This is a genomic window from Sporichthya sp., from assembly GCF_013815995.1.
GTDB lineage: Bacteria > Actinomycetota > Actinomycetes > Sporichthyales > Sporichthyaceae > Sporichthya.
The window spans coordinates 1-18,275 of record NZ_JACDFE010000071.1 but is presented as its reverse complement, the minus strand read 5'-3'; the positions used below and the strand labels follow the sequence as shown (position 1 = coordinate 18,275).

Genomic DNA, 18,275 nt, shown 5'->3' with positions numbered 1-18,275 from the left:
GGAGAGGAGGCCGCCGCTGGGGTTGACCGGGCGGCGGCCGCCGGGGCCGGAGACGCCGGAGCGGAGCAGGCCGAGGGCTTCGCCCTCGCCGCACAGCCCGATCTCCTCCACGCACCACAGCTCGGCGGGCGCCGCGGCGTCGTGCACCTCGACAACGTCGATGTCGGCCGGGCCGACGCCGGCAGCGGCGTAGGCCTTGGCCGCGGCCTGCGCGGCCGGATGGTCGGCGGTCGTGGGGTCATTGCTCACCATGCCGAGTCCGGCCACCCGCACGTCGCGGCAGCCGAGGCGTCGGGCCATCCGGTCGGAGACGACGACGACCGCGGCGGCGCCGTCGCCGATCGGAGCGCACATCGCGAGGCGCAACGGCTCGGCGATCATCCGGCCGGCCAGCACCTCCTCGACGGTGGTCGGGGTGGAGAACTGCGCGTTCGGGTTGTGCGCGGCGAAGGCGCGTGACTTCACCACGACGCGGGCCAGGTCCGTGGCGTCGCCGCCGGACGTGTCCAGGTACACCGCGGCCTTGTGCGCGTAGTGGTCCATGAACGAGGACGAGGTCGGCGCGGACGCCCCGTCGGCCAGCGGTTCGCCGAGCGTGGTGGTCGCCACGAGCTCGCGCATGTCGGGCCGGCGCAGCGTGTCGGTGGCCGCAGCCAGCGCGCCGAAGACGCGGGCCTTGTCGGGCACGGTCATCTTCTCCACGCCGACCGCGAGGGCGATGTCGACGATGCCGCCGCGGACCGCCGAGACCGCCAGCGACAGGGCCGACGAGCCGGAGGCGCAGGCGTTCTCCACGTTGATGATCGGCTTGCCGAGCAGGCCGCTGGTGCGCAGGAAGACCTGGCCGCGGATCATCTCCTGGCCGAGGAGCAGCCCGGCCGCGGCGTTGCCGACGAACACCTGGCCCACCTCGGCCGGCGAAAGACCCGCGTCGGCCAGCGCGGCCGCGACGGCCTCGGTCGCCAGGGTCTCCGGCCCGTGCGGGGACCGGCCGAACACCGTCATCGCGGCACCGGCGATCCAGGCGTCGGCCATCGTCGTACCTCCGGACGCCGGGACGGAACGTGCGGTCAGGTCGTGCGGTGGGTCGTTACGTGATTGTGCGTCAGATAGATCTGCCGAGGCCGGCCCAGTACGGGGCCCGCACCTCGCGTTTGGCGACCTTGCCGTAGGTCGTCTTGGGCAGCGCGTCCACGACGTCCACGCCCTTGGGCTTCTTGTAGCCGGCGAGGTACTGACCGCTGAAGCTGATCAGCTCGGCCGGATCGATCGTCGCCCCGGCGACCGGCACCACGACCGCGCGCACGGCCTCCCCCCACTTGTCGTCCGGGACGCCGATCACGCAGGCCTCGGAGACGGCCGGGTGGGTCAGCAGGACGTCCTCGATCTCGTGCGGATAGACGTTCAGGCCGCCGGAGATGATCAGGTCCTTGAGCCGGTCGAGGATGAACAGATAGCCGCGCTCGTCGAGCATTCCGACGTCGCCGGTGTGCAGCCAGCCGCCGGCCAGGGTCTCGGCGGTGGCCTCCGGGCGGTTCCAGTACCCGGCCATCAGCTGCGGCCCGCGAAGGCAGATCTCGCCGGCTTCGCCGGACGGCAGTTCGGTGTTGTCGGGGCCGAAGATCTTCAGTTCGATCCCCACCCGGACCCGGCCGACGGACCGCTCCCGGCCGTCCCCGTCGTGGATGGAGTGCTCCTCGCGGGTCAGCACGGTGCCCGACATCGGCGACTCGGTCTGACCGAAGCACTGCACGAGCACCGGACCGAGCACCTTGAGCGCACGCTTCTGGTCCTCGCGGTACATCGGTGCGCCGCCGTAGCAGATCCACTCCAGGCTGGACACGTCCCGGGTGTCGAGGTCGGGGTGCTCGACGATCATCTTGATCTGGGTCGGCACCATGAACAGCGCCGCGACGCGATGCGTCTCGACCTGCTCCAGGAACAACGCCGGGTTGAAGCCCCACCGCTGGTGGATGACCTGCGTGCAGGCCTTCATCGTGAACGCGAGGGAGTTGTGCCCGGAGCCGTGCGACATCGGTGCCGCGTGCATGCCGACGTGGTGCTGCTCCATCCGCTCCACGTCAGCCAACGTGGTGAGGCACTGATGGATCAGCCCGCGGTGGGTGAGCATCGCGCCCTTGGGCCGGCCGGTCGTGCCGGAGGTGTAGGCGATCCAGGCCAGGGCGTTCTCGCCGACGTCCGCGGCGGCCAACGACGCGCCCGACGCAGCGGCCAGCACCGGTTCCAGGAGTTCATCGGCCGGCAGCGAGGGTTGCGTCGCCGTCGGGTCGTGGCAGATCACCCGGCCCAGGTCGGGCAGGTCCGGGCGCGCCTTTTCCACCGCGGACAGCCCCTCGGCGTCGGTGACGAGCACGGACGCGCCGCTGTCGGCCAGGTGCCAGGCGAGTTCGTCCGGGGTGAAGGTCGCGTTGAGCGGGACGACGACCCCGCCCGCCTTCCACGTCCCGTAGAGGATCTCCATGAACTCCGGGCAGTTGCGCAGATAGACCGACACCCGGTCGCCGGCCTGCAGTCCGCCTGCGAGCAGAGCCCGGGCGAACGCGTCGGCACGGGCGCAGGACTGGGCGTAGGTCCGAGAAGTACCCTCGAAGAGAAAGGCCGGGTGGTCGGGGTAGCTGCGGGCCGCGTTGGTGAGCAGGTCTCCGGTATTCATCTGACGGCCCCTCAGACCGATCGGGCGTCGAGGTCACCCGGGCCGCGACGGTAGACGTCGGCGTAAGGACGGGTCATCACCTTGATGCCGTTCTTGATGAAGAACCCGCGAATCTGGTTCTCCAGCTTGGTCGCCTGGATGCCCGACAGCTCCTGCTCCTTGATCCACGCCTTGAGCGCCTTGAGCTGCGTGTTGCGCTCCGCCTTCCCGGTCGGGATGAGGTCGGTGCAGGTGGCGATCAGGGTGTCGGGGTCGATTCCGGTGTGCGCGCAGAACTTTTTGAGGACCTCGACCTTGGCGGTCGGGTCCTCGCGGACCGGCTGGAAGCCGCGGCCGGCCGGCTCTTCGAGCCAGCGCTGGACGGTCTTGTACTCGCGGAACTCGTTCACGGTTTCCTCACCGGAGTCGGGACGTCAGGACGGAGGCGGGGACGCCTAGTCGTCCTGGTCCTCGGGGTAGCCGTACATCCGCGCGAGGAACATCAGCTCGTCGCGACGGCCGGGCGTGGGCGCCGGCGCCTGCAGCAACTTCTCGTCCTCCATCTTCTGCACGACCTTCGGGTCGCGGCGGAAGGGAGTGTTGGCGTTGCCCTCGAAGAACAACGTCTCGAAGTCGTTGCGGGGGCGCTGCCCACCGGCCTTGACGTCCTCGGCCGAGTAGCCGACGAGCTGGACCCACACCGGGATCCAGTGATCGGGCACCCCGAGGAGCTCCTTGACCCGGGCCTGCTTGTTCGGCCGCGCGATCATGTGCAGGCAGGTGCCGAGGCCCTGGTTCACCGCAGCGAGCAGGGCGACCGCGCAGGCGCCCACCGTCTCGGAGTGGGCGATGCTGGCGGAGGCCTCGTGCGGGAGGTCGTGCAGCAGTTCGTGGATCGCGGCCATGCCGGCCGGGGTCTCCACGGCGCGCTCGATCGCGTCGACGATCCGGGTCTTGGACCAGCCGTACGCTGACGGCACCGCGCCGACCTCGATCAGCTGCTGGGTGCTGGTGGCGAACGCGTCGGGCCGGGCCGCCTCGGGGTCGGCGAAGATGTAGATCCAGACCGGAGCCTGGACGTGACCGCCCTGCCAGTTGTCCGCCTGCAGCAGTTCCTCGCGGACGCCCGGGTCGAGCTCGTCGCGCCACACCACGACCGCGCGCCACGGCTGCAGGTTGCCGGGGCAGGTGGTCCAGCGCATGACCTCCAGAATTTCCTGGATCTTCTCGCGCTCGACCGGCTCGTAGGTCTTGAACCAGCGGACACTGCGCCGGGTGCCTACGACCTCGAGGAACTCCATCTGACGACCTCCATTGGGCTGCTCCGTCCTGACGCCATGGTTCGCGAAGGCGAGCCGCAGTCGCAATGGAGTCAACTACGAATGGAGGTGCCCCTACTTGGAGCCATCTCCAACCAAAAAGCGTGACACGCCTTTTGGCTATGAGCGTTCCAGGAGGGCGAGGAGCGCGGCGGGGGCGTCGGAGGAGCCGGTCATCGGGGCCCAGCGGGCGCCGGCGCGGGCGGCCAGGTCGGCGGCCTGCTCGCACCCTTCGGCGGGGGCGAGGATGACCAGCTCCGGGACGCGGGCGGCGGTCGCCACCGGGTCCTCGTCGTCGGTGGCCCGGCAGTCCGAGAGCAGGACGACGACCCGGCGGGCGGCCCGGGAGCGCTCCAGTTGCTCGCCGGCGGCGCGCAGGGCCGAGGCCAGGGCGGTGACGCCGTGCCCCCGCAGGCCGAGCACCGCGTCGACCACCTGCTGCGGGGCAACGGCTGCATCGATCGCCTTCAGAACCTGGACCTCGCGGGCGAAGGAGAGCACCGCGTACTCCCCCGGCGCGCGCAGCGCGCAGGCTGCCGCGGTCAACGCGGCCGCCGCCAGCCGTTCGCCGCCCATCGAGCCGGAGGCGTCGACGAGCAGGCAGAGCGCCAGCTCGGGCTTGGACCAGGTCCGGGAGGTCAGGTCACCCAGGTTCGGCGGGCGGCGCAGCGCGCGGGCATCGACGACGGCCGGCAGGGAGGCGTCCAGGTCCAGGTCACCGCCGCGGTCGGCCGGCACCGAGCGCAGCTTGCCGATCCCGCGGGCCTTGGGCGGACCGGTGCGGACCCGGTCCAGCACGATCCGGCCGGCCAGGGAGCGGGCCAGAGCCCGGAGCTTCTCGTCGGTGGCCTTGGACATCTCGGCGAGCAGGGCCAGCGTGGCGTCCGGGTCGGCCGCCATCGCGTCCTCGGCCGCCTTCACGTCGAGCACCCCGACCTCCGGGGACAGCTCCGCGAACCGGGACCGGTTGGCCAGCTGGTTACGGCCGACGGTCCGGTCGCCGGGGCTGGGACGCGGCCGCTTCTTCGGCGCGCCGCCAGGAGCCGGATCGCCCGCTTGCGGCGGGCTCAGGCTCCCCCCGACGCATCACTCCCGTCGTCGGAGTCGGCGGGCTCGCGGCCGAACACCGCGGCGTAGAGCTCGAGCACAACGTCCTCGGCCAGGCGGGTGGAGGACTCCCCCAGCCGGATCCGGCCGGAGAGCGCGACCATGGCGGCGTCCAGCCCGGCCTGCCAGTCCTCGCGGTCGACGCCGCGTCGCCGGGCCAGCGACTCCGTCAGCCGGGACATGTCGATGGCGCCCCGCACCGAGGAGCCGACCCGGATGTCGGGGTGCGAGCGGGTGCGCCGGACCAGCTCGACGACCTTGGAGCGCCAGAGCGCGGAGCCCCCGGGCGCACGGAGCTTGACGATGTCGAACTCGTCGCCGGCGTCCTGGTAGCCCATCGTGATCCGGCAGACCCGGTCGTAGATGGCCGAGGAGATCCGCGCGGTGCCCACCGCGTCGAAGGGGTTCATCGCCGCGACCAGGCGGAAACCCTCGGCCGCCTGGATCCGGCCGAACCGGGGCACCGTCAGCTCGCCCTCGCTCATCACGGTGATGAGGACGTTGAGCGTCTCCTCCGGAATCCGGTTGGTCTCCTCGACGTAGAGCAACGCGCCCGCCCGCAGCGCCTCGGCCAGCGGGCCGTCGACGAAGGTCTCCGGCGTGTATCCGCGCTCGAGCACCAGCGCCGGGTCGAAGTGCCCGACCAGGCGGGCCGGGGTCAGCTCGGCGTTGCCCTCGACGAAGACGAAGGGAGCCCGGCGCGGAGCGCCATAGTCGTGCCGTTCCTCCTCCGCCACGGCGCGCAGGAGCGTGGTCTTGCCGGTGCCGGGCGGGCCCTCCAGCAGCACGTGCGCGCCGGACTCCAACGCGGCCACCAGCAGCTCGATCTCGCGGGCCCGGCCCACGACGGCGGTGGGCCCGGACGCCCCAACAACAAGAGAGTCCGGGCCCACCGAGGTTCGGTCGACGGCGCTTATGGTGCGCTCACGCTCCTCGCTCGTTCCTCGCTCGGTCGCATCGGGCACATCAGTGCTCGTGCACCATCACGCCGCGCACGTTCTTGCCCGCGAGGAGGTCGTCGTAGCCCTCGTTGACCTCTTCGAGCGTGTAGGTGCGGGTGATGATCTCGTCCAGCTTCAGGTCCCCGCTCTGGTACAGCCCGAGGATCTTCGGGATGTCCGTGGTCGGGTTGCAGTCGCCGAACAGGGATCCCTTGACCGTCTTGCGGAACAGCGTCATCAGCGCCCCGGGGAGCTGGACGTTGTTCAGGTCGAGCTTGTTCAGGCCGGTCAGCACGACCATGCCGCCCTTGCTGACGGTGTGGAAGGTGGCCGTGACCTGCGCTTCTGTCACCAGGTCGGTGGTGATGATGCCCTTGTCGGCACCGACCCCGCGAGTCAGCTCCATCGCGAGCTCCATCGCCTCTTCAGACGTGGCGACGGCGTGGGTGGCGCCGAGCTCGAGGGCCTTCTCCCGCTTGTTCTCCAGCGGATCGACCGCGATGACGTTCTTGGCCCCGGCGTACCGGGCGCCCTGCACCGCGTTGATGCCGATGCCGCCCACGCCGACGATCAGGATCGTGTCGCCGGGCTGGGTGTCGGCGGTGTTCACGGCCGAGCCCCAGCCGGTCGGGACGCCGCAACCGACCAGCACGGCCTTGTCCAGCGGCAGGTCGTCGTCCACCTTGACCGCGGAGTTCTGGTGGATGACGCCCCACTGGCTGAACGTGCCGATCATGCACATCGCGCCGTAGTCACCGCGCGGACCGGTGTTCGGGAACGGGCGGGAGCCCGGCAGGTTGCCTTCCAGGATCGTGGCGCCCATGTCGCAGATGGACTGGCGGCCGGTGGCGCACCAGCGGCAGTGCCCGCAGTTCGGGATGAAGGAGCAGACAACCTTGTCGCCGGCCTTCACCCGGGTGACGCCCGCGCCGACCTCTTCGACGATGCCCGCGCCCTCGTGGCCCAGGATGATCGGCGTACGGCAGGGCAGGTCGCCGTGGGCGACGTGGATGTCGGAGTGGCACAGCCCGGCGTGGGTGTACCGAATGAGGACCTCGCCCTCCTTCGGGCCGTCCAGGTCCAGTTCTTCGATCTCGATCGGCTTACCGGGCTCGACGACGACAGCGGCCTTGGTCTTCAAGGGCGGACACCTCCACGACGTTGTGGCACAGCTCTGTGGTCAGGGACGTGCCGACCTTATGCACCGGCTCCGCGCTAGGGAACGCCTGCCCCAGGTGGCGAGCCGTTGCCCGGACAAACCCCGCGCGTTCCCCACGACGAGTTGCCGATCTTTTTGGCTTCACAATTCTGTGAACAGAGGGAGGCAAGCGAATAGTGTTGAGAACGGTACGAGCGGTAGTTCGATAGGAGCGACACCATGCGACCAATGATGCGAAGCCGGAGGTTCGTGGGCCTCGCGGCGGGCATGTCGGCCGCGCTCGCCCTGACCGCGTGCAACAGCGGGAGTGGCGGCGGGAGCTCTGCCGAGGGCGACGACGACACGGTGACCGTGCGTGGCTGCACGCCTAACACCCCGCTGATTCCGAGCGCCACCAACTCCACCTGCGGGCTGAACGTGCTCAACGCGGTCACTGCCCGCCTGGTGCATTACTCGGACAACGGCGAGGCCCGCACCGACCTGGCCGAGTCGATCGCCACCGACGACGCCAAGACCTGGACCGTCCGGATCCGGGACGGCGCGACCTTCACCGACGCCACCCCCGTCAATGCCCAGAGCTTTGTCGACGCTTGGAACTGGGCGGCCTACGGCCCGCACAACCAGGTCAACGCCGGCTACTTCAGCCCGATCGTCGGCTACGACTCGGTGCACCCGGTCGACCCGGACGGCGAGGAGGGCCTGGGCCAGGCGCCCACGCCCGGCTCGACCACGATGAACGGCCTGACCGTCGTCGACGACCGCAGCTTCACGATCACGCTGAAGAACCCGGACTCGACGTTCCCGCAGCGCCTGGGCCTCGTGGCCTTCGCGCCGCTGCCGACCAGCTTCTTCATCGATCAGGGCCAGGAGTTCGGCGAGGAGCCGATCGGCGCCGGCCCGTTCATCCTGGAGGAGTGGGTGCGCGGCGAGAAGATCGTCGTCAAGGAGAACCAGGACTACAACGGGCCGAGCCGGCCCCGCGTGAAGACCGTCATCTTCAAGATGTACGACGACACCGAGGCCGCGTACAACGACGTGGTCGCCAACACCCTCGACGTCACCGACGTCATCCCGTCCAGCGCGCGTGAGGACGAGCGCTACCAGGACGACCTCGATGACCGCTGGGTCGCGAACGAGAAGGGCCAGATCCAGCTGCTCCGCTTCCCGGACGAGGACGAGGACGACAGCTACCAGTCGAACCGGCTGCGCCGGGCGCTCTCGATGGCGCTCGACCGCAGCGAGCTGGTCAAGCTCGCCCCGGGCGAGGCGCTCGTCCCGGCGACGGGCTGGGTGCCGCCGGGCGTCGCCGGCTACGAGGCCGACGCCTGCGGACAGACCTGCCGGTTCGACAAGGCCGAGGCGGACAACCTGCGCGACAATGCGGGCGGGTACGACGGCACGATCCGGATCACCTACGACGCCGAGACCCCGTCGGCCTCGAACCCGCAGATGTGGACCGAGGTCTGCAAGGAGATCAAGGCGGCCATCAACGAGACGTGTGAGGTCGTTCCGGCCTCCGCGGCCCGGTTCAACGACCTCGCCACCGATGACCAGACCGACGACCTGCTGGTGATCGACAAGACGATGGCCTACCCGTCCATCGACGATTTCCTGTACCCGATGTACGAGCGGTACGGCGTGGGGAACTATGCCGACTACTCCAACGCGGACCTCAACGACGCGCTCGCCCGCGCCGGCTCGAGGGCCAACCTGGACGAGGCCTTCACGGCCTACCAGGACGCCGAGGACGACCTGATCAACGACATGCCCTCGATCCCGCTCTGGTACGTCAATTCCCTGGCCGGGTTCTCCGACCGGGTGAGCAACGTGAAACTGGACGCCTTCGGGCTGTACGACCTGACCTCGATCGTCGTCATCGGCTGATTCGAGCGCCAGTAAGACCAGCTCCACAGCCACAAGGTGGGCTGCGCCGTCGTGGCGCGGCCCACCTTGCTGTTTCGGGGCACTCGAGAGATTATTTGGACGGCAAACTAATCAGGGCTGGTCAGAGTCCGCTGCCCCGCGCCCGGAGGCCCAGGGATCGTGAGCATCCGATTCGAAGTCGTTCCCGCTCTCGCGCACGGTCCGCAGCAGGGCTGTGAGCGCGATGGCGGTCGACTTGTCGATCCCGGCCAGGGCGAAGTCCGCGGCATTCAGGGTCGCGGTGGCGTTCTCCACCAGCTTCACCCCGTCCGGTGTGATCGTCGCGAGCACCCGGCGCCGGTCCTCCGGCGCGCTGCGACGGCGCACCATCCCGGCCCGCTCGAGCTTGTCCACGGTGTTCGTCACCGAGGCCGGGTGCACCATCAGGCGCTCGCCGATCTTGCCCATCGGCAATTCACCCTCACGGGTGAAGGCGAGCAGGCGCAGCGCCTCGTAGGACGCGAAGGTCAGGCCGTAAGGCTTGAGCGCACGATCGATCTCCCCGATCAGCATCTGCTGCACCCGCATCACCGAGGTCACGGCTGCCATGTGTTCGGCGTGCTCCGGCCAGCGCTCCTGCCATTGGCGGTGCGCCTCGGCGATCGGATCGAAGGGCAGCGGCACGCGCACAACCTAACCATCGCCTCAGGAGTTCCCCGATGACGCAGCTCCACGTTCCCAGCAACCCGGTCCGGTTCGTCACCGCCGCCAGTCTGTTCGACGGCCACGACGCGTCGATCAACATCATGCGCCGGATCCTGCAGGCGCAGGGCGCGGAGGTGATCCACCTCGGTCACAACCGCTCCGTCGACGAGGTGGTGACTGCCGCGATCCAGGAGGACGCGCAGGGCATCGCGGTCAGCTCCTACCAGGGCGGACACGTCGAGTACTTCAGCTACCTGGTGGACCTGCTGGCCGAGCGCGGCGCCGGGCACGTGCAGGTCTTCGGCGGCGGCGGCGGCGTCATCGTGACCGAGGAGATCGAGACGCTGCGCGCCAAGGGCGTGCGGATCTTCTCCCCCGAGGACGGCCAGCGCCTCGGCCTCGCCGGGATGATCAACGAGATGATCAAGGCCTGCGACGTCGACCTCGCGGCCACCCCGCCGGCCAACGCTGACGCCCTGCTCGCCGGCGAGGTGACCACCCTGGCCCGCACCATCACCACGATGGAGGCCGGCAAGGTCCCGGCCGCGCTCGCGACCGCGGTCGACGAAGCCGCGGCCAACCGCGCCGTGCCCGTGCTCGGCATCACCGGCACCGGCGGCTCGGGCAAGTCCTCCCTCACCGACGAACTCGTGCACCGGCTGCGCCTGGACCAGCAGGACAAGCTGCGGATCGCGGTGCTCGCCGTCGACCCGACCCGGCGCAAGGGCGGCGGTGCGCTGCTCGGGGACCGGATCCGGATGAACGGCCTGCAGACCGGCACCGCCCACGGCGGGGTGTACTTCCGCTCGCTGGCCACCCGCGGCGCCGGCTCCGAGGTGCCCGGTTGCCTGACCGACGTCATCAAGGCCTGCAAGGCGGCGGGCTACGACCTGGTCATCGTCGAGACCCCCGGCATCGGCCAGGGCGACGACGCGATCGTGCCGTTCGTCGACCTCTCCCTCTACGTGATGACGCCGGAGTTCGGCGCCGCCTCGCAGCTGGAGAAGATCGGCATGCTCGACTACGCCGACATCGTCGCGATCAACAAGTTCGAGCGCCGCGGCGCCGAGGACGCGCTGCGCGACGTCAGCCGCCAGATGGCCCGCAACAAGGGCCTGATGTCGTCGGACTGGGCAGACATGCCGGTCTTCGGCACCAGCGCCGCGCGGTTCAACGACGACGGCGTCACGGCGCTGTATCAGCACCTGACCGGCCTGCTCAGCGAGCGCGGCCTGCCGCTGGAGCCGGGCACGCTGCCCAAGGTCGAGGTCAAGTCCTCCAGCCACCTCAAGACGATCATCCCGCCGAACCGGGTGCGCTACCTGGCCGAGATCGCCGAGACGGTGCGCGGCTACCACGCCGCCACGGAGGCCGAGGTTCTGACGGCGCGTCAGCGTCAGCAGTTGCGGGCCTCCGCCGAGCTGGTGGCCGCGCGCGGCGGCGACGACAGCGGTGCAGTTGGGCTGCTCGGCACCCTGGCCGAGGAGGCCGAGACCAAGCTCTCCGACGCCAGCAAGGCCGCGCTCGCGCAGTGGCCGGCCACGGTCGAGAACTACACCGGCGAGCATCACGTCACGAAGGTCCGCGACAAGGAGATCCGCAGCGCGCTGTACCGCGAGTCGCTCTCCGGCACGAAGATCCCGCGGGTCGCGCTGCCGAAGTACGACGACGACGGCGAGCTGCTGCGTTTCCTGCGCGCGGAGAACGTGCCCGGCGAATTCCCCTACACCGCCGGAGTTTTCCCTTTCAAGCGGGAGGGCGAGGACCCGGCCCGGATGTTCGCCGGCGAGGGCGACGCGTACCGCACCAACCGCCGGTTCCACCTGCTGGCCGCGGGCCCCGGTGGAACCAGGCTGTCCACCGCGTTCGACTCGGTCACCCTCTACGGCCGCGACCCCGACCTGCGCCCGGACATCTACGGCAAGGTCGGCACCTCCGGGGTCTCGATCGCGACCGTGGACGACATGAAGGTCCTTTACGACGGCTTCAACCTCACCGCGCCGGACACGTCGGTGTCGATGACGATCAACGGCCCGGCCCCGACGATCCTGGCCTTCTACCTGAACACCGCGATCGACCGCGAGCTGGAGAAGAAGGCCGCCGAGCTCGGGCGCGACCTGACCGAGGACGAGGTGGCCGAGACCCGCGCGTGGGTGCTGGCGAACGTTCGCGGCACGGTCCAGGCCGACATCCTCAAGGAGGACCAGGGCCAGAACACCTGCCTGTTCTCCACCGAGTTCTCGCTCAAGATGATGGGCGACATCCAGGAATGGTTCATCGAGAACCAGGTCCGCAACTTCTACTCGGTCTCGATCTCCGGCTACCACATCGCCGAAGCCGGGGCGAACCCGCTGAGCCAGCTCGCCTTCACGCTGTCCAACGGCTTCACCTACGTCGAGTCCTACCTCGCCCGCGGGATGGACATCGACGCGTTCGCCCCGAACCTGTCGTTCTTCTTCTCCAACGGCATGGACCCGGAGTACTCGGTGATCGGCCGGGTGGCCCGCCGGATCTGGGCGGTGGCGATGAAGGAGAAGTACGGCGCCAACGACCGCTCGCAGAAGCTGAAGTACCACGTGCAGACCTCGGGCCGTTCCCTGCACGCGCAGGAGATGGACTTCAACGACATCCGCACCACGCTGCAGGCGCTGATCGCACTCAACGACAACTGCAACTCCCTGCACACCAACGCCTACGACGAGGCCGTCACCACCCCGTCGCCGGAGTCGGTGCGCCGCGCGCTGGCGATCCAGCTGATCATCAATCAGGAATGGGGCCTGGCCAAGAACGAGAACCAACTGCAGGGCGCGTACATCATCGACGAGCTCACCGACCTGGTCGAGGAGGCGGTGCTCGCCGAGTTCGAGAAGATCTCCGACCGCGGCGGCGTCCTGGGCGCGATGGAGACCGGCTACCAGCGCGGCCGGATCCAGGACGAGTCGATGCTCTACGAGCACCAGAAGCACGACGGCACGCTGCCGCTGATCGGGGTCAACACCTTCCTGCCCCCGAATTCCGAGCGGGAGCCGGTCGTCCTGGAGCTCGCCCGCGGCACCGAGGAGGAGAAGCAGTCCCAGCTCTCCCGGGTGCAGGACTTCCAGGCGAGCAACGCCGAGGCGGCCGAATTCGCCATCCGCCGGCTCCAGGAGGCCGCGATCGCGGCCGAGAATGTGTTCGCCGTCCTGATGGACGCGGCCCGGGTTTGTTCACTGGGACAGATCACCGAGGCATTTTTTGAGGTCGGCGGCCAGTACCGCCGCAATGTGTGAGCGAGCGCAGCGAGCTCACCGATAAGCACAGTAGCGAGCGTTCTTGAGAGGATCTCTGCATGACCGAAATCCAGCGGGTAGGCGTGATCGGCTGCGGGCTGATGGGCTCGGGCATCGCCGAGGTCTGCGCGCGCGCCGGCCTGGACGTCAAGGTGACCGAGGTGAACGCCGACGCCCTGGCGGCCGGCCGCGAGCGCATCGAGTCCTCGCTGCGCCGGGCGCTCAAGCGCGGCAAGCTCGACGAGGCGACACACGCCGCGACGCTGGGCCGGATCACCTTCACCACCGACATCGGTGACTTCGCCGACGTCGATCTCTCGGTCGAGGCGGTCGCCGAGAACGAGCAGGTCAAGCTCGACATCTTTCGAGCGCTCGACAAGGTGGTCACCAGCCGGGACGCGATCCTGGCCTCGAACACCTCCTCCATTCCGATCATGAAGCTCGGGATGGCGACCAGCCGGCCCGACAAGGTCATCGGCATCCACTTCTTCAACCCGGTGCCGGTGCTCAAGCTCGTCGAACTGGTCACCTCGCTGTTGACGGCTCCGGAGACGGCCGCCCGCGCGGCCGCATTCGCCGAGGGCTCACTAAGCAAGCAGGTCATCCGCTCGCAGGACCGGGCCGGCTTCATCGTCAACGCGCTGCTGGTCCCCTACATCCTTTCTGCGATCCGGATGATGGACTCGGGCTTCGCCTCCGCCGACGACATCGACCACGGCATGGTGCTGGGCTGCGCGCACCCGATGGGGCCGCTGGCCCTGGCGGACCTGATCGGCCTGGACACGATCAAGGCGATCGCCGAGTCGATGTACGACGAGTTCAAGGAGCCGCTGTACTTCGCCCCGCCGCTGTTGCTGCGGATGGTGGACGCCGGCCTGCTCGGCAAGAAGAGCGGTCGCGGCTTCCACAACTACACCTGACCCAACTACGGCTGACACCGTCCCGAACCACCACCGCACGAACGAAGGCGCCCGACCGGCGTCGCGAGGAGGGCCCATCTGATGGCCGGATATACGGGTAACAAGGACTTCGACGCCTGCACGTTGCCGAAGGACTACGAGGACCTGCGCCAGTCGGTGCGCGCGCTGGCGGAGGAGCAGATCGCCCCGCACGCGCACGACGTCGACGACCAGGCGCGCTTCCCCAAGGAGGCGCTGGACGCGCTGCGCGGCGCCGGCTTCGACGCGCCCCACGTGCCCGAGGAGTACGGCGGCCAGGGGGCCGACGCGCTGGCGACCGTGATCGTGGTCGAGGAGGTCGCCCGGGTCTGCATGTCCTCCTCGCTGATCCCCGGTGTCAACAAGCTCGGTTCGCTGCCGGTGATGCTCTCGGGCTCGAAGGAGCTCAAGCAGAAGTACCTGACCAAGCTCGCCGCCGGCGAGGGGATGTTCTCCTACTGCCTGTCCGAGCCGGAGGCGGGCTCCGACGCCGGCGGCATGAAGACCAAGGCGGTGGCCGACGGCGACGACTGGGTGCTCAACGGCTCGAAGTGCTGGATCACCAACGCCGGTGAGTCGGAGTTCTACACGGTCTTCGCGGTCACCGACCCGGAGAAGCGTACCCGCGGCGGGATCAGCGCGTTCGTGGTCGAGAAGAACGACAGCGGGGTCTCGTTCGGCGCGCCGGAGCGCAAGCTCGGCATCAAGGGCTCACCGACCCGGACCGTGATCCTCGACGACGTACGGATCCCCGGCGACCGGATGATCGGTCATGTCGGCACCGGCTTCACCACCGCGATGCGGACCCTGGACCACACCCGGATCACCATCGGCGCGCAGGCGCTCGGCGTCGCCCAGGGCGCGCTGGACTTCGCGGTCGGGTACATGCAGGAGCGCAAGCAGTTCGGCAAGGCGATCGCCGACTTCCAGGGCCTTCAGTTCATGGTCGCGGACATGGCGATGCAGCTCGAGGCCGCGCGCCAGCTCGTCTATGCGGCGGCCGCGAAGTCCGAGCGCGAGGACAAGGACCTGACCTACTTCGGGGCCGCGGCCAAGGCCTACGCCTCCGACGTCGCCATGAAGGTCACCACCGACGCGGTCCAGCTGCTCGGCGGCTACGGCTACGTCAAGGACTACCCGGTCGAGCGGATGATGCGCGACGCCAAGATCACCCAGATCTACGAGGGCACCAACCAGGTGCAGCGCATCGTGATCGCCCGCCAGCTCCTCCACCCGCACAGCCGCGGTCGGGAGGGACGAGCCGGAGCCGCCGCCGGCTGATCTTCACAAGACCCCTCCCTTGACGATCTACTGGTAGGCGTCGTCGACCAGGAGGACGGGATCGTGGCCACTACCCATGTGTCGGAGCAGGAAGCCCGCAAGGTCGCTGAGGCGGCGCGGGAGACCGAGTGGCGGCTGCCGTCGTTCGGCAAGGAACTCTTCCTGGGCCGGTTCCGGCTCGACCTGCTCTACCCCCAGCCGAAGCCGGACCCGGAGATGGAGAAGAAGGGCGACGCCTTTCTCGCCAAGCTCCGGACCTTCCTGGAGGAGCGGGTGGACCCGTTCCAGATCGAGCGGGACGCCAAGATCCCCGACGAGGTGCTCCAGGGCCTCAAGGAGCTCGGCACCTTAGGCATCAAGATCCCGGAGGAGTACGGCGGGCTCGGACTCAACCAGGTGTACTACAACCGGGCGCTCGTCCTGGCCGGCTCCTGGAACTCCTCGCTGTCCACCTTGCTGTCCGCCCACCAGTCGATCGGGGCCCCCGAGCCGTTGCGGCTGGCCGGCACCGAGGAGCAGAAGCGCAAGTACCTCCCGCTGGTGGCCCGCACCCACCTCAGCGCCTTCCTGCTCACCGAGATCGACGTCGGCTCGGACCCGGCCCGGGTGGCCACCGCCGCGGTCCCCACGGAGGACGGCAGCGGCTACGTCCTCAACGGCCGCAAGCTGTGGACGACCAACGGGACGATCGCCGATGTCCTCGTGGTGATGGCGCGCGTGCCGAAGTCGGAGGGGCACCGCGGTGGCATCACCGCCTTCCTCGTCGAGGCCGGAACCCCGGGCATCACCGTCGAGCACCGCAACGCCTTCATGGGCCAGCGCGGGATCGAGAACGGCGTAACCCTGTTCGAGGACGTCGTCGTGCCCGCGGAGAACGTGGTCGGCGGCGAGGGACAGGGCCTGAAGGTGGCGCTGGCCACGCTCAACACCGGACGGCTGTCGCTGCCGGCCATCTGCGCCGGCACAGCCAAGTACTCCCTGAAGATCGCCCGGGAGTGGAGCGGGGAGCGGGTCCAATGGGGCCACCCCATCCACAAGCACGACGCCATCGCCCAGAAGATCGCCTTCATCGCGGGCACCGCCTTCGGCCTCGAGGCGATGCTCGAGATCTCCAGCAAGCTGGCCGACGAGAAGCGCAACGACGTGCGCATCGAGGCCGCCCTGGCGAAGCTCTACGCCTCCGAGATGGCCTGGCTGGCCTGCGACGAGATGATCCAGATCCGGGGTGGGCGCGGCTTCGAGACGGCCGAGTCGTTGCGGAACCGGGGCGAACGGCCCGTGCCCGCCGAGCAGGTGCTGCGCGACCTGCGCATCAACCGGATCTTCGAAGGGTCCTCGGAGATCATGCGGCTGCTCATCGCCCGCGAGGCGGTCGACCAGCACCTCCAGGTCGCCGGGGACATCATCGACCCCGAGGCCGAACTCAAGGACAAGGGGAAGGCGGCGCTCGCCGCCGGAAAGTTCTACGGCCGGTGGTTCCCGACCCTGGCCGTGGGCGCCGGCCAGAGGCCCGGCAGCTACGACGAGTTCGGTTCGCTGGCCGGCCACCTGCGCTTCGCCGAGCGGTCGAGCCGCAAGCTGGCCCGGTCGACCTTCTACGCGATGGCCCGCTGGCAGGGTGCGCTGGAGAAGAAGCAGTCCTTCCTCGGCCGCATCGTCGACATCGGCGCCGAACTGTTCGCCATCACCGCCTCCTGCGTGCACGCCAAGACGCTGGCGGTCGAGGATCCGAGCCGGCAGGCCGCGGCCTTCGAACTGGCCGATCTCTTCTGTGCGCAGGCCCGGCGGCGGATCGACCGGCTGTTCCACGATCTGTGGTCCAACGACGACGACGACCGCTACGCCGCCGCCCAGCGGGTGGTGGAGGGCCGCTACACCTGGTTCGAGGAGGGAATCCTTGACCCGTCCGGCGGCGGGCCGATGATCCCGACGTAGTGCCGGCGCAGTGATCTTGCTGCCGTCACGCAGCGCAGCCGCCACGCCCGCACGGTTACTCACCGTGCGGGCTTGTGGATTTTTCACGCACCGTCAGAAAAGACCTTTGGCCTGCCTTGAGCTTCGGCTTGCCAAGCGGCGGTTAGACACAAGGGGCGAATGCTGAAGTCCTTCACGTTCGTCCCACCTGTAAGCGACCAGCGGAGCGAACCCGATGCCCTCTGGGGGCACTGCCGACGGCGTAACGCCGGTTGATGACGCACGCTTGGATTCGCTGCGCAGGCTGGCCTTCGCGATCCTGTCCCCGGCCCTGGGCCGGGGCCGGCGCGCACGACTGGCGGACACCTACGCGCGACGGGCGGGCAGTGAGACCAGCACCCACCCCGCCGCCCGCGCCCAGGTGGTCCGCTCGGCGTTGCTGACCGGATCCGGCCGGCTCGGGCTGCCCACGCCGCGCGGTCGCAGCGAGACCGACCGGGCGCTGGCCGCGATGATGCCGGCGGCCCGGGCCGCCTTCGTGCTGCTGCACCTGGAGAACCTCCCGGCGCCGAAGGTCGCGGAACTGCTCACCCAGGCCGGCGTCCCGGACGCGGCCACGGCCGTGGGCCTGGCCGAGCGGACTCCCCTGGACCCGACCGCGCTGCGCGCCCTCGTGGTGCCGGGGCCGGCGCGCTTCGGCCCGCGCACGGTGGCGGTCGCCGCCGGAGTGCTGGTGGTGGCCGTCGCAGCGCCGGTGATCGCCGTGACCACCAGCGGTGGCGACGACACCCCCGCGCCGGTGTCCAACCAGACGCCGGTGCAACCGGCGCAGCCGAACGCGGACGCGATCGCGAAGGCGGTCCGGCTCGACCGCGACCTCACCCGCATCCTCACCCGGCTCGATGAGGAACTCGCGCGCGCTGACCAGGACCAGGCAGAGATCAAACGGTTGCGCACCCTGCGCGCAGCCGTGGTCGCGGAACAGAAACGACTCGGCGGGAGCACACCATGAGACACCCCTCACGGAGAACTCTGGGCACCGTGGTGCCCCTGACCGCCGCCCTCGCGCTCCTGCTGACGGCCTGCGGGAGCGGCGGCGACAACAACGACGTCGCCGAGTCGGCGC

Annotated in this window: 14 protein-coding genes; 6 read left to right on the top strand and 8 right to left on the bottom strand. The window is 69.5% G+C overall.

The features are described 5' to 3' along the window. From H0X00_RS10180 to H0X00_RS10150, 7 genes are all read right to left on the bottom strand, one after another. A partial coding sequence (locus H0X00_RS10180; protein WP_293769655.1) for a thiolase family protein occupies positions 1-1,035 on the bottom strand: 1,035 nt, incomplete at its 3' end. A 70-nt stretch (positions 1,036-1,105) separates the two neighbouring features. Further along, positions 1,106-2,674 (bottom strand): class I adenylate-forming enzyme family protein, encoded by a 1,569-nt coding sequence (locus tag H0X00_RS10175; protein ID WP_293769653.1) that lies wholly within the window; start codon positions 2,672-2,674, stop codon positions 1,106-1,108. A gap of 11 nt (positions 2,675-2,685) precedes the next feature. Continuing rightward, entirely contained in the window at positions 2,686-3,063 is a 378-nt protein-coding gene (locus H0X00_RS10170; RefSeq protein WP_293769651.1) for a hypothetical protein, read from the bottom strand. 45 nt (positions 3,064-3,108) lie between these two features. Beyond that, complete coding sequence (locus tag H0X00_RS10165; protein WP_293769649.1) at positions 3,109-3,954, bottom strand: nitroreductase family protein; 846 nt, start codon at positions 3,952-3,954, stop codon at positions 3,109-3,111. A 138-nt stretch (positions 3,955-4,092) separates the two neighbouring features. Continuing rightward, positions 4,093-4,902: a VWA domain-containing protein gene (locus H0X00_RS10160; protein WP_293769646.1), complete on the bottom strand. Its 810-nt coding sequence runs from the start codon at positions 4,900-4,902 to the stop codon at positions 4,093-4,095. Positions 4,903-5,039: 137 nt separating this feature from the next. Then, on the bottom strand, positions 5,040-5,972 hold the full coding sequence (locus tag H0X00_RS10155; RefSeq protein ID WP_367186540.1) for an AAA family ATPase: 933 nt from the start codon (positions 5,970-5,972) through the stop codon (positions 5,040-5,042). 73 nt (positions 5,973-6,045) lie between these two features. Beyond that, positions 6,046-7,161, bottom strand: coding sequence for an NDMA-dependent alcohol dehydrogenase (locus tag H0X00_RS10150; protein WP_293769640.1), 1,116 nt, complete (start codon positions 7,159-7,161; stop codon positions 6,046-6,048). A 267-nt stretch (positions 7,162-7,428) separates the two neighbouring features. Between H0X00_RS10150 and H0X00_RS10145 the strand changes: the two genes are divergently transcribed. Further along, on the top strand, positions 7,429-9,063 hold the full coding sequence (locus H0X00_RS10145; RefSeq protein WP_293769638.1) for an ABC transporter substrate-binding protein: 1,635 nt from the start codon (positions 7,429-7,431) through the stop codon (positions 9,061-9,063). A 111-nt stretch (positions 9,064-9,174) separates the two neighbouring features. On the opposite strand, the gene H0X00_RS10140 is transcribed toward H0X00_RS10145, so the two are convergent. Next, entirely contained in the window at positions 9,175-9,726 is a 552-nt protein-coding gene (locus H0X00_RS10140; protein WP_293769636.1) for a MarR family winged helix-turn-helix transcriptional regulator, read from the bottom strand. Positions 9,727-9,761: 35 nt separating this feature from the next. On the opposite strand from H0X00_RS10140, the gene icmF reads away from it, so the two are divergent. The 5 genes from icmF (at position 9,762) to H0X00_RS10115 (ending at position 18,161) form a co-directional block, all read left to right on the top strand. Further along, on the top strand, positions 9,762-13,016 hold the full coding sequence (icmF, locus tag H0X00_RS10135; protein WP_293769633.1) for a fused isobutyryl-CoA mutase/GTPase IcmF: 3,255 nt from the start codon (positions 9,762-9,764) through the stop codon (positions 13,014-13,016). Between the two features lie 59 nt (positions 13,017-13,075). Further along, on the top strand, positions 13,076-13,936 hold the full coding sequence (locus tag H0X00_RS10130; RefSeq protein WP_293769630.1) for a 3-hydroxybutyryl-CoA dehydrogenase: 861 nt from the start codon (positions 13,076-13,078) through the stop codon (positions 13,934-13,936). 81 nt (positions 13,937-14,017) lie between these two features. Continuing rightward, positions 14,018-15,235 carry an acyl-CoA dehydrogenase family protein gene (locus tag H0X00_RS10125; RefSeq protein ID WP_293769627.1) on the top strand — a complete coding sequence of 406 codons (1,218 nt, stop codon included), beginning with the start codon at positions 14,018-14,020 and terminating at the stop codon, positions 15,233-15,235. 63 nt (positions 15,236-15,298) lie between these two features. Further along, positions 15,299-17,170 (top strand): acyl-CoA dehydrogenase family protein, encoded by a 1,872-nt coding sequence (locus H0X00_RS10120; RefSeq protein WP_293769624.1) that lies wholly within the window; start codon positions 15,299-15,301, stop codon positions 17,168-17,170. A 265-nt stretch (positions 17,171-17,435) separates the two neighbouring features. Continuing rightward, positions 17,436-18,161 carry a hypothetical protein gene (locus H0X00_RS10115; protein ID WP_293769622.1) on the top strand — a complete coding sequence of 242 codons (726 nt, stop codon included), beginning with the start codon at positions 17,436-17,438 and terminating at the stop codon, positions 18,159-18,161. Positions 18,162-18,275 lie beyond the last annotated feature (114 nt).

Bases quoted from the DNA above. Each gene is read 5' to 3' on its own strand.
- H0X00_RS10175 (WP_293769653.1), bottom strand. From the start codon at position 2,674: ATGAATACCGGAGACCTGCTCACCAACGCGGCCCGCAGCTACCCCGAC.
- H0X00_RS10165 (WP_293769649.1), bottom strand. From the start codon at position 3,954: ATGGAGTTCCTCGAGGTCGTAGGCACCCGGCGCAGTGTCCGCTGGTTC.
- icmF (WP_293769633.1), top strand. From the start codon at position 9,762: ATGACGCAGCTCCACGTTCCCAGCAACCCGGTCCGGTTCGTCACCGCC.
- H0X00_RS10130 (WP_293769630.1), top strand. From the start codon at position 13,076: ATGACCGAAATCCAGCGGGTAGGCGTGATCGGCTGCGGGCTGATGGGC.
- H0X00_RS10125 (WP_293769627.1), top strand. From the start codon at position 14,018: ATGGCCGGATATACGGGTAACAAGGACTTCGACGCCTGCACGTTGCCG.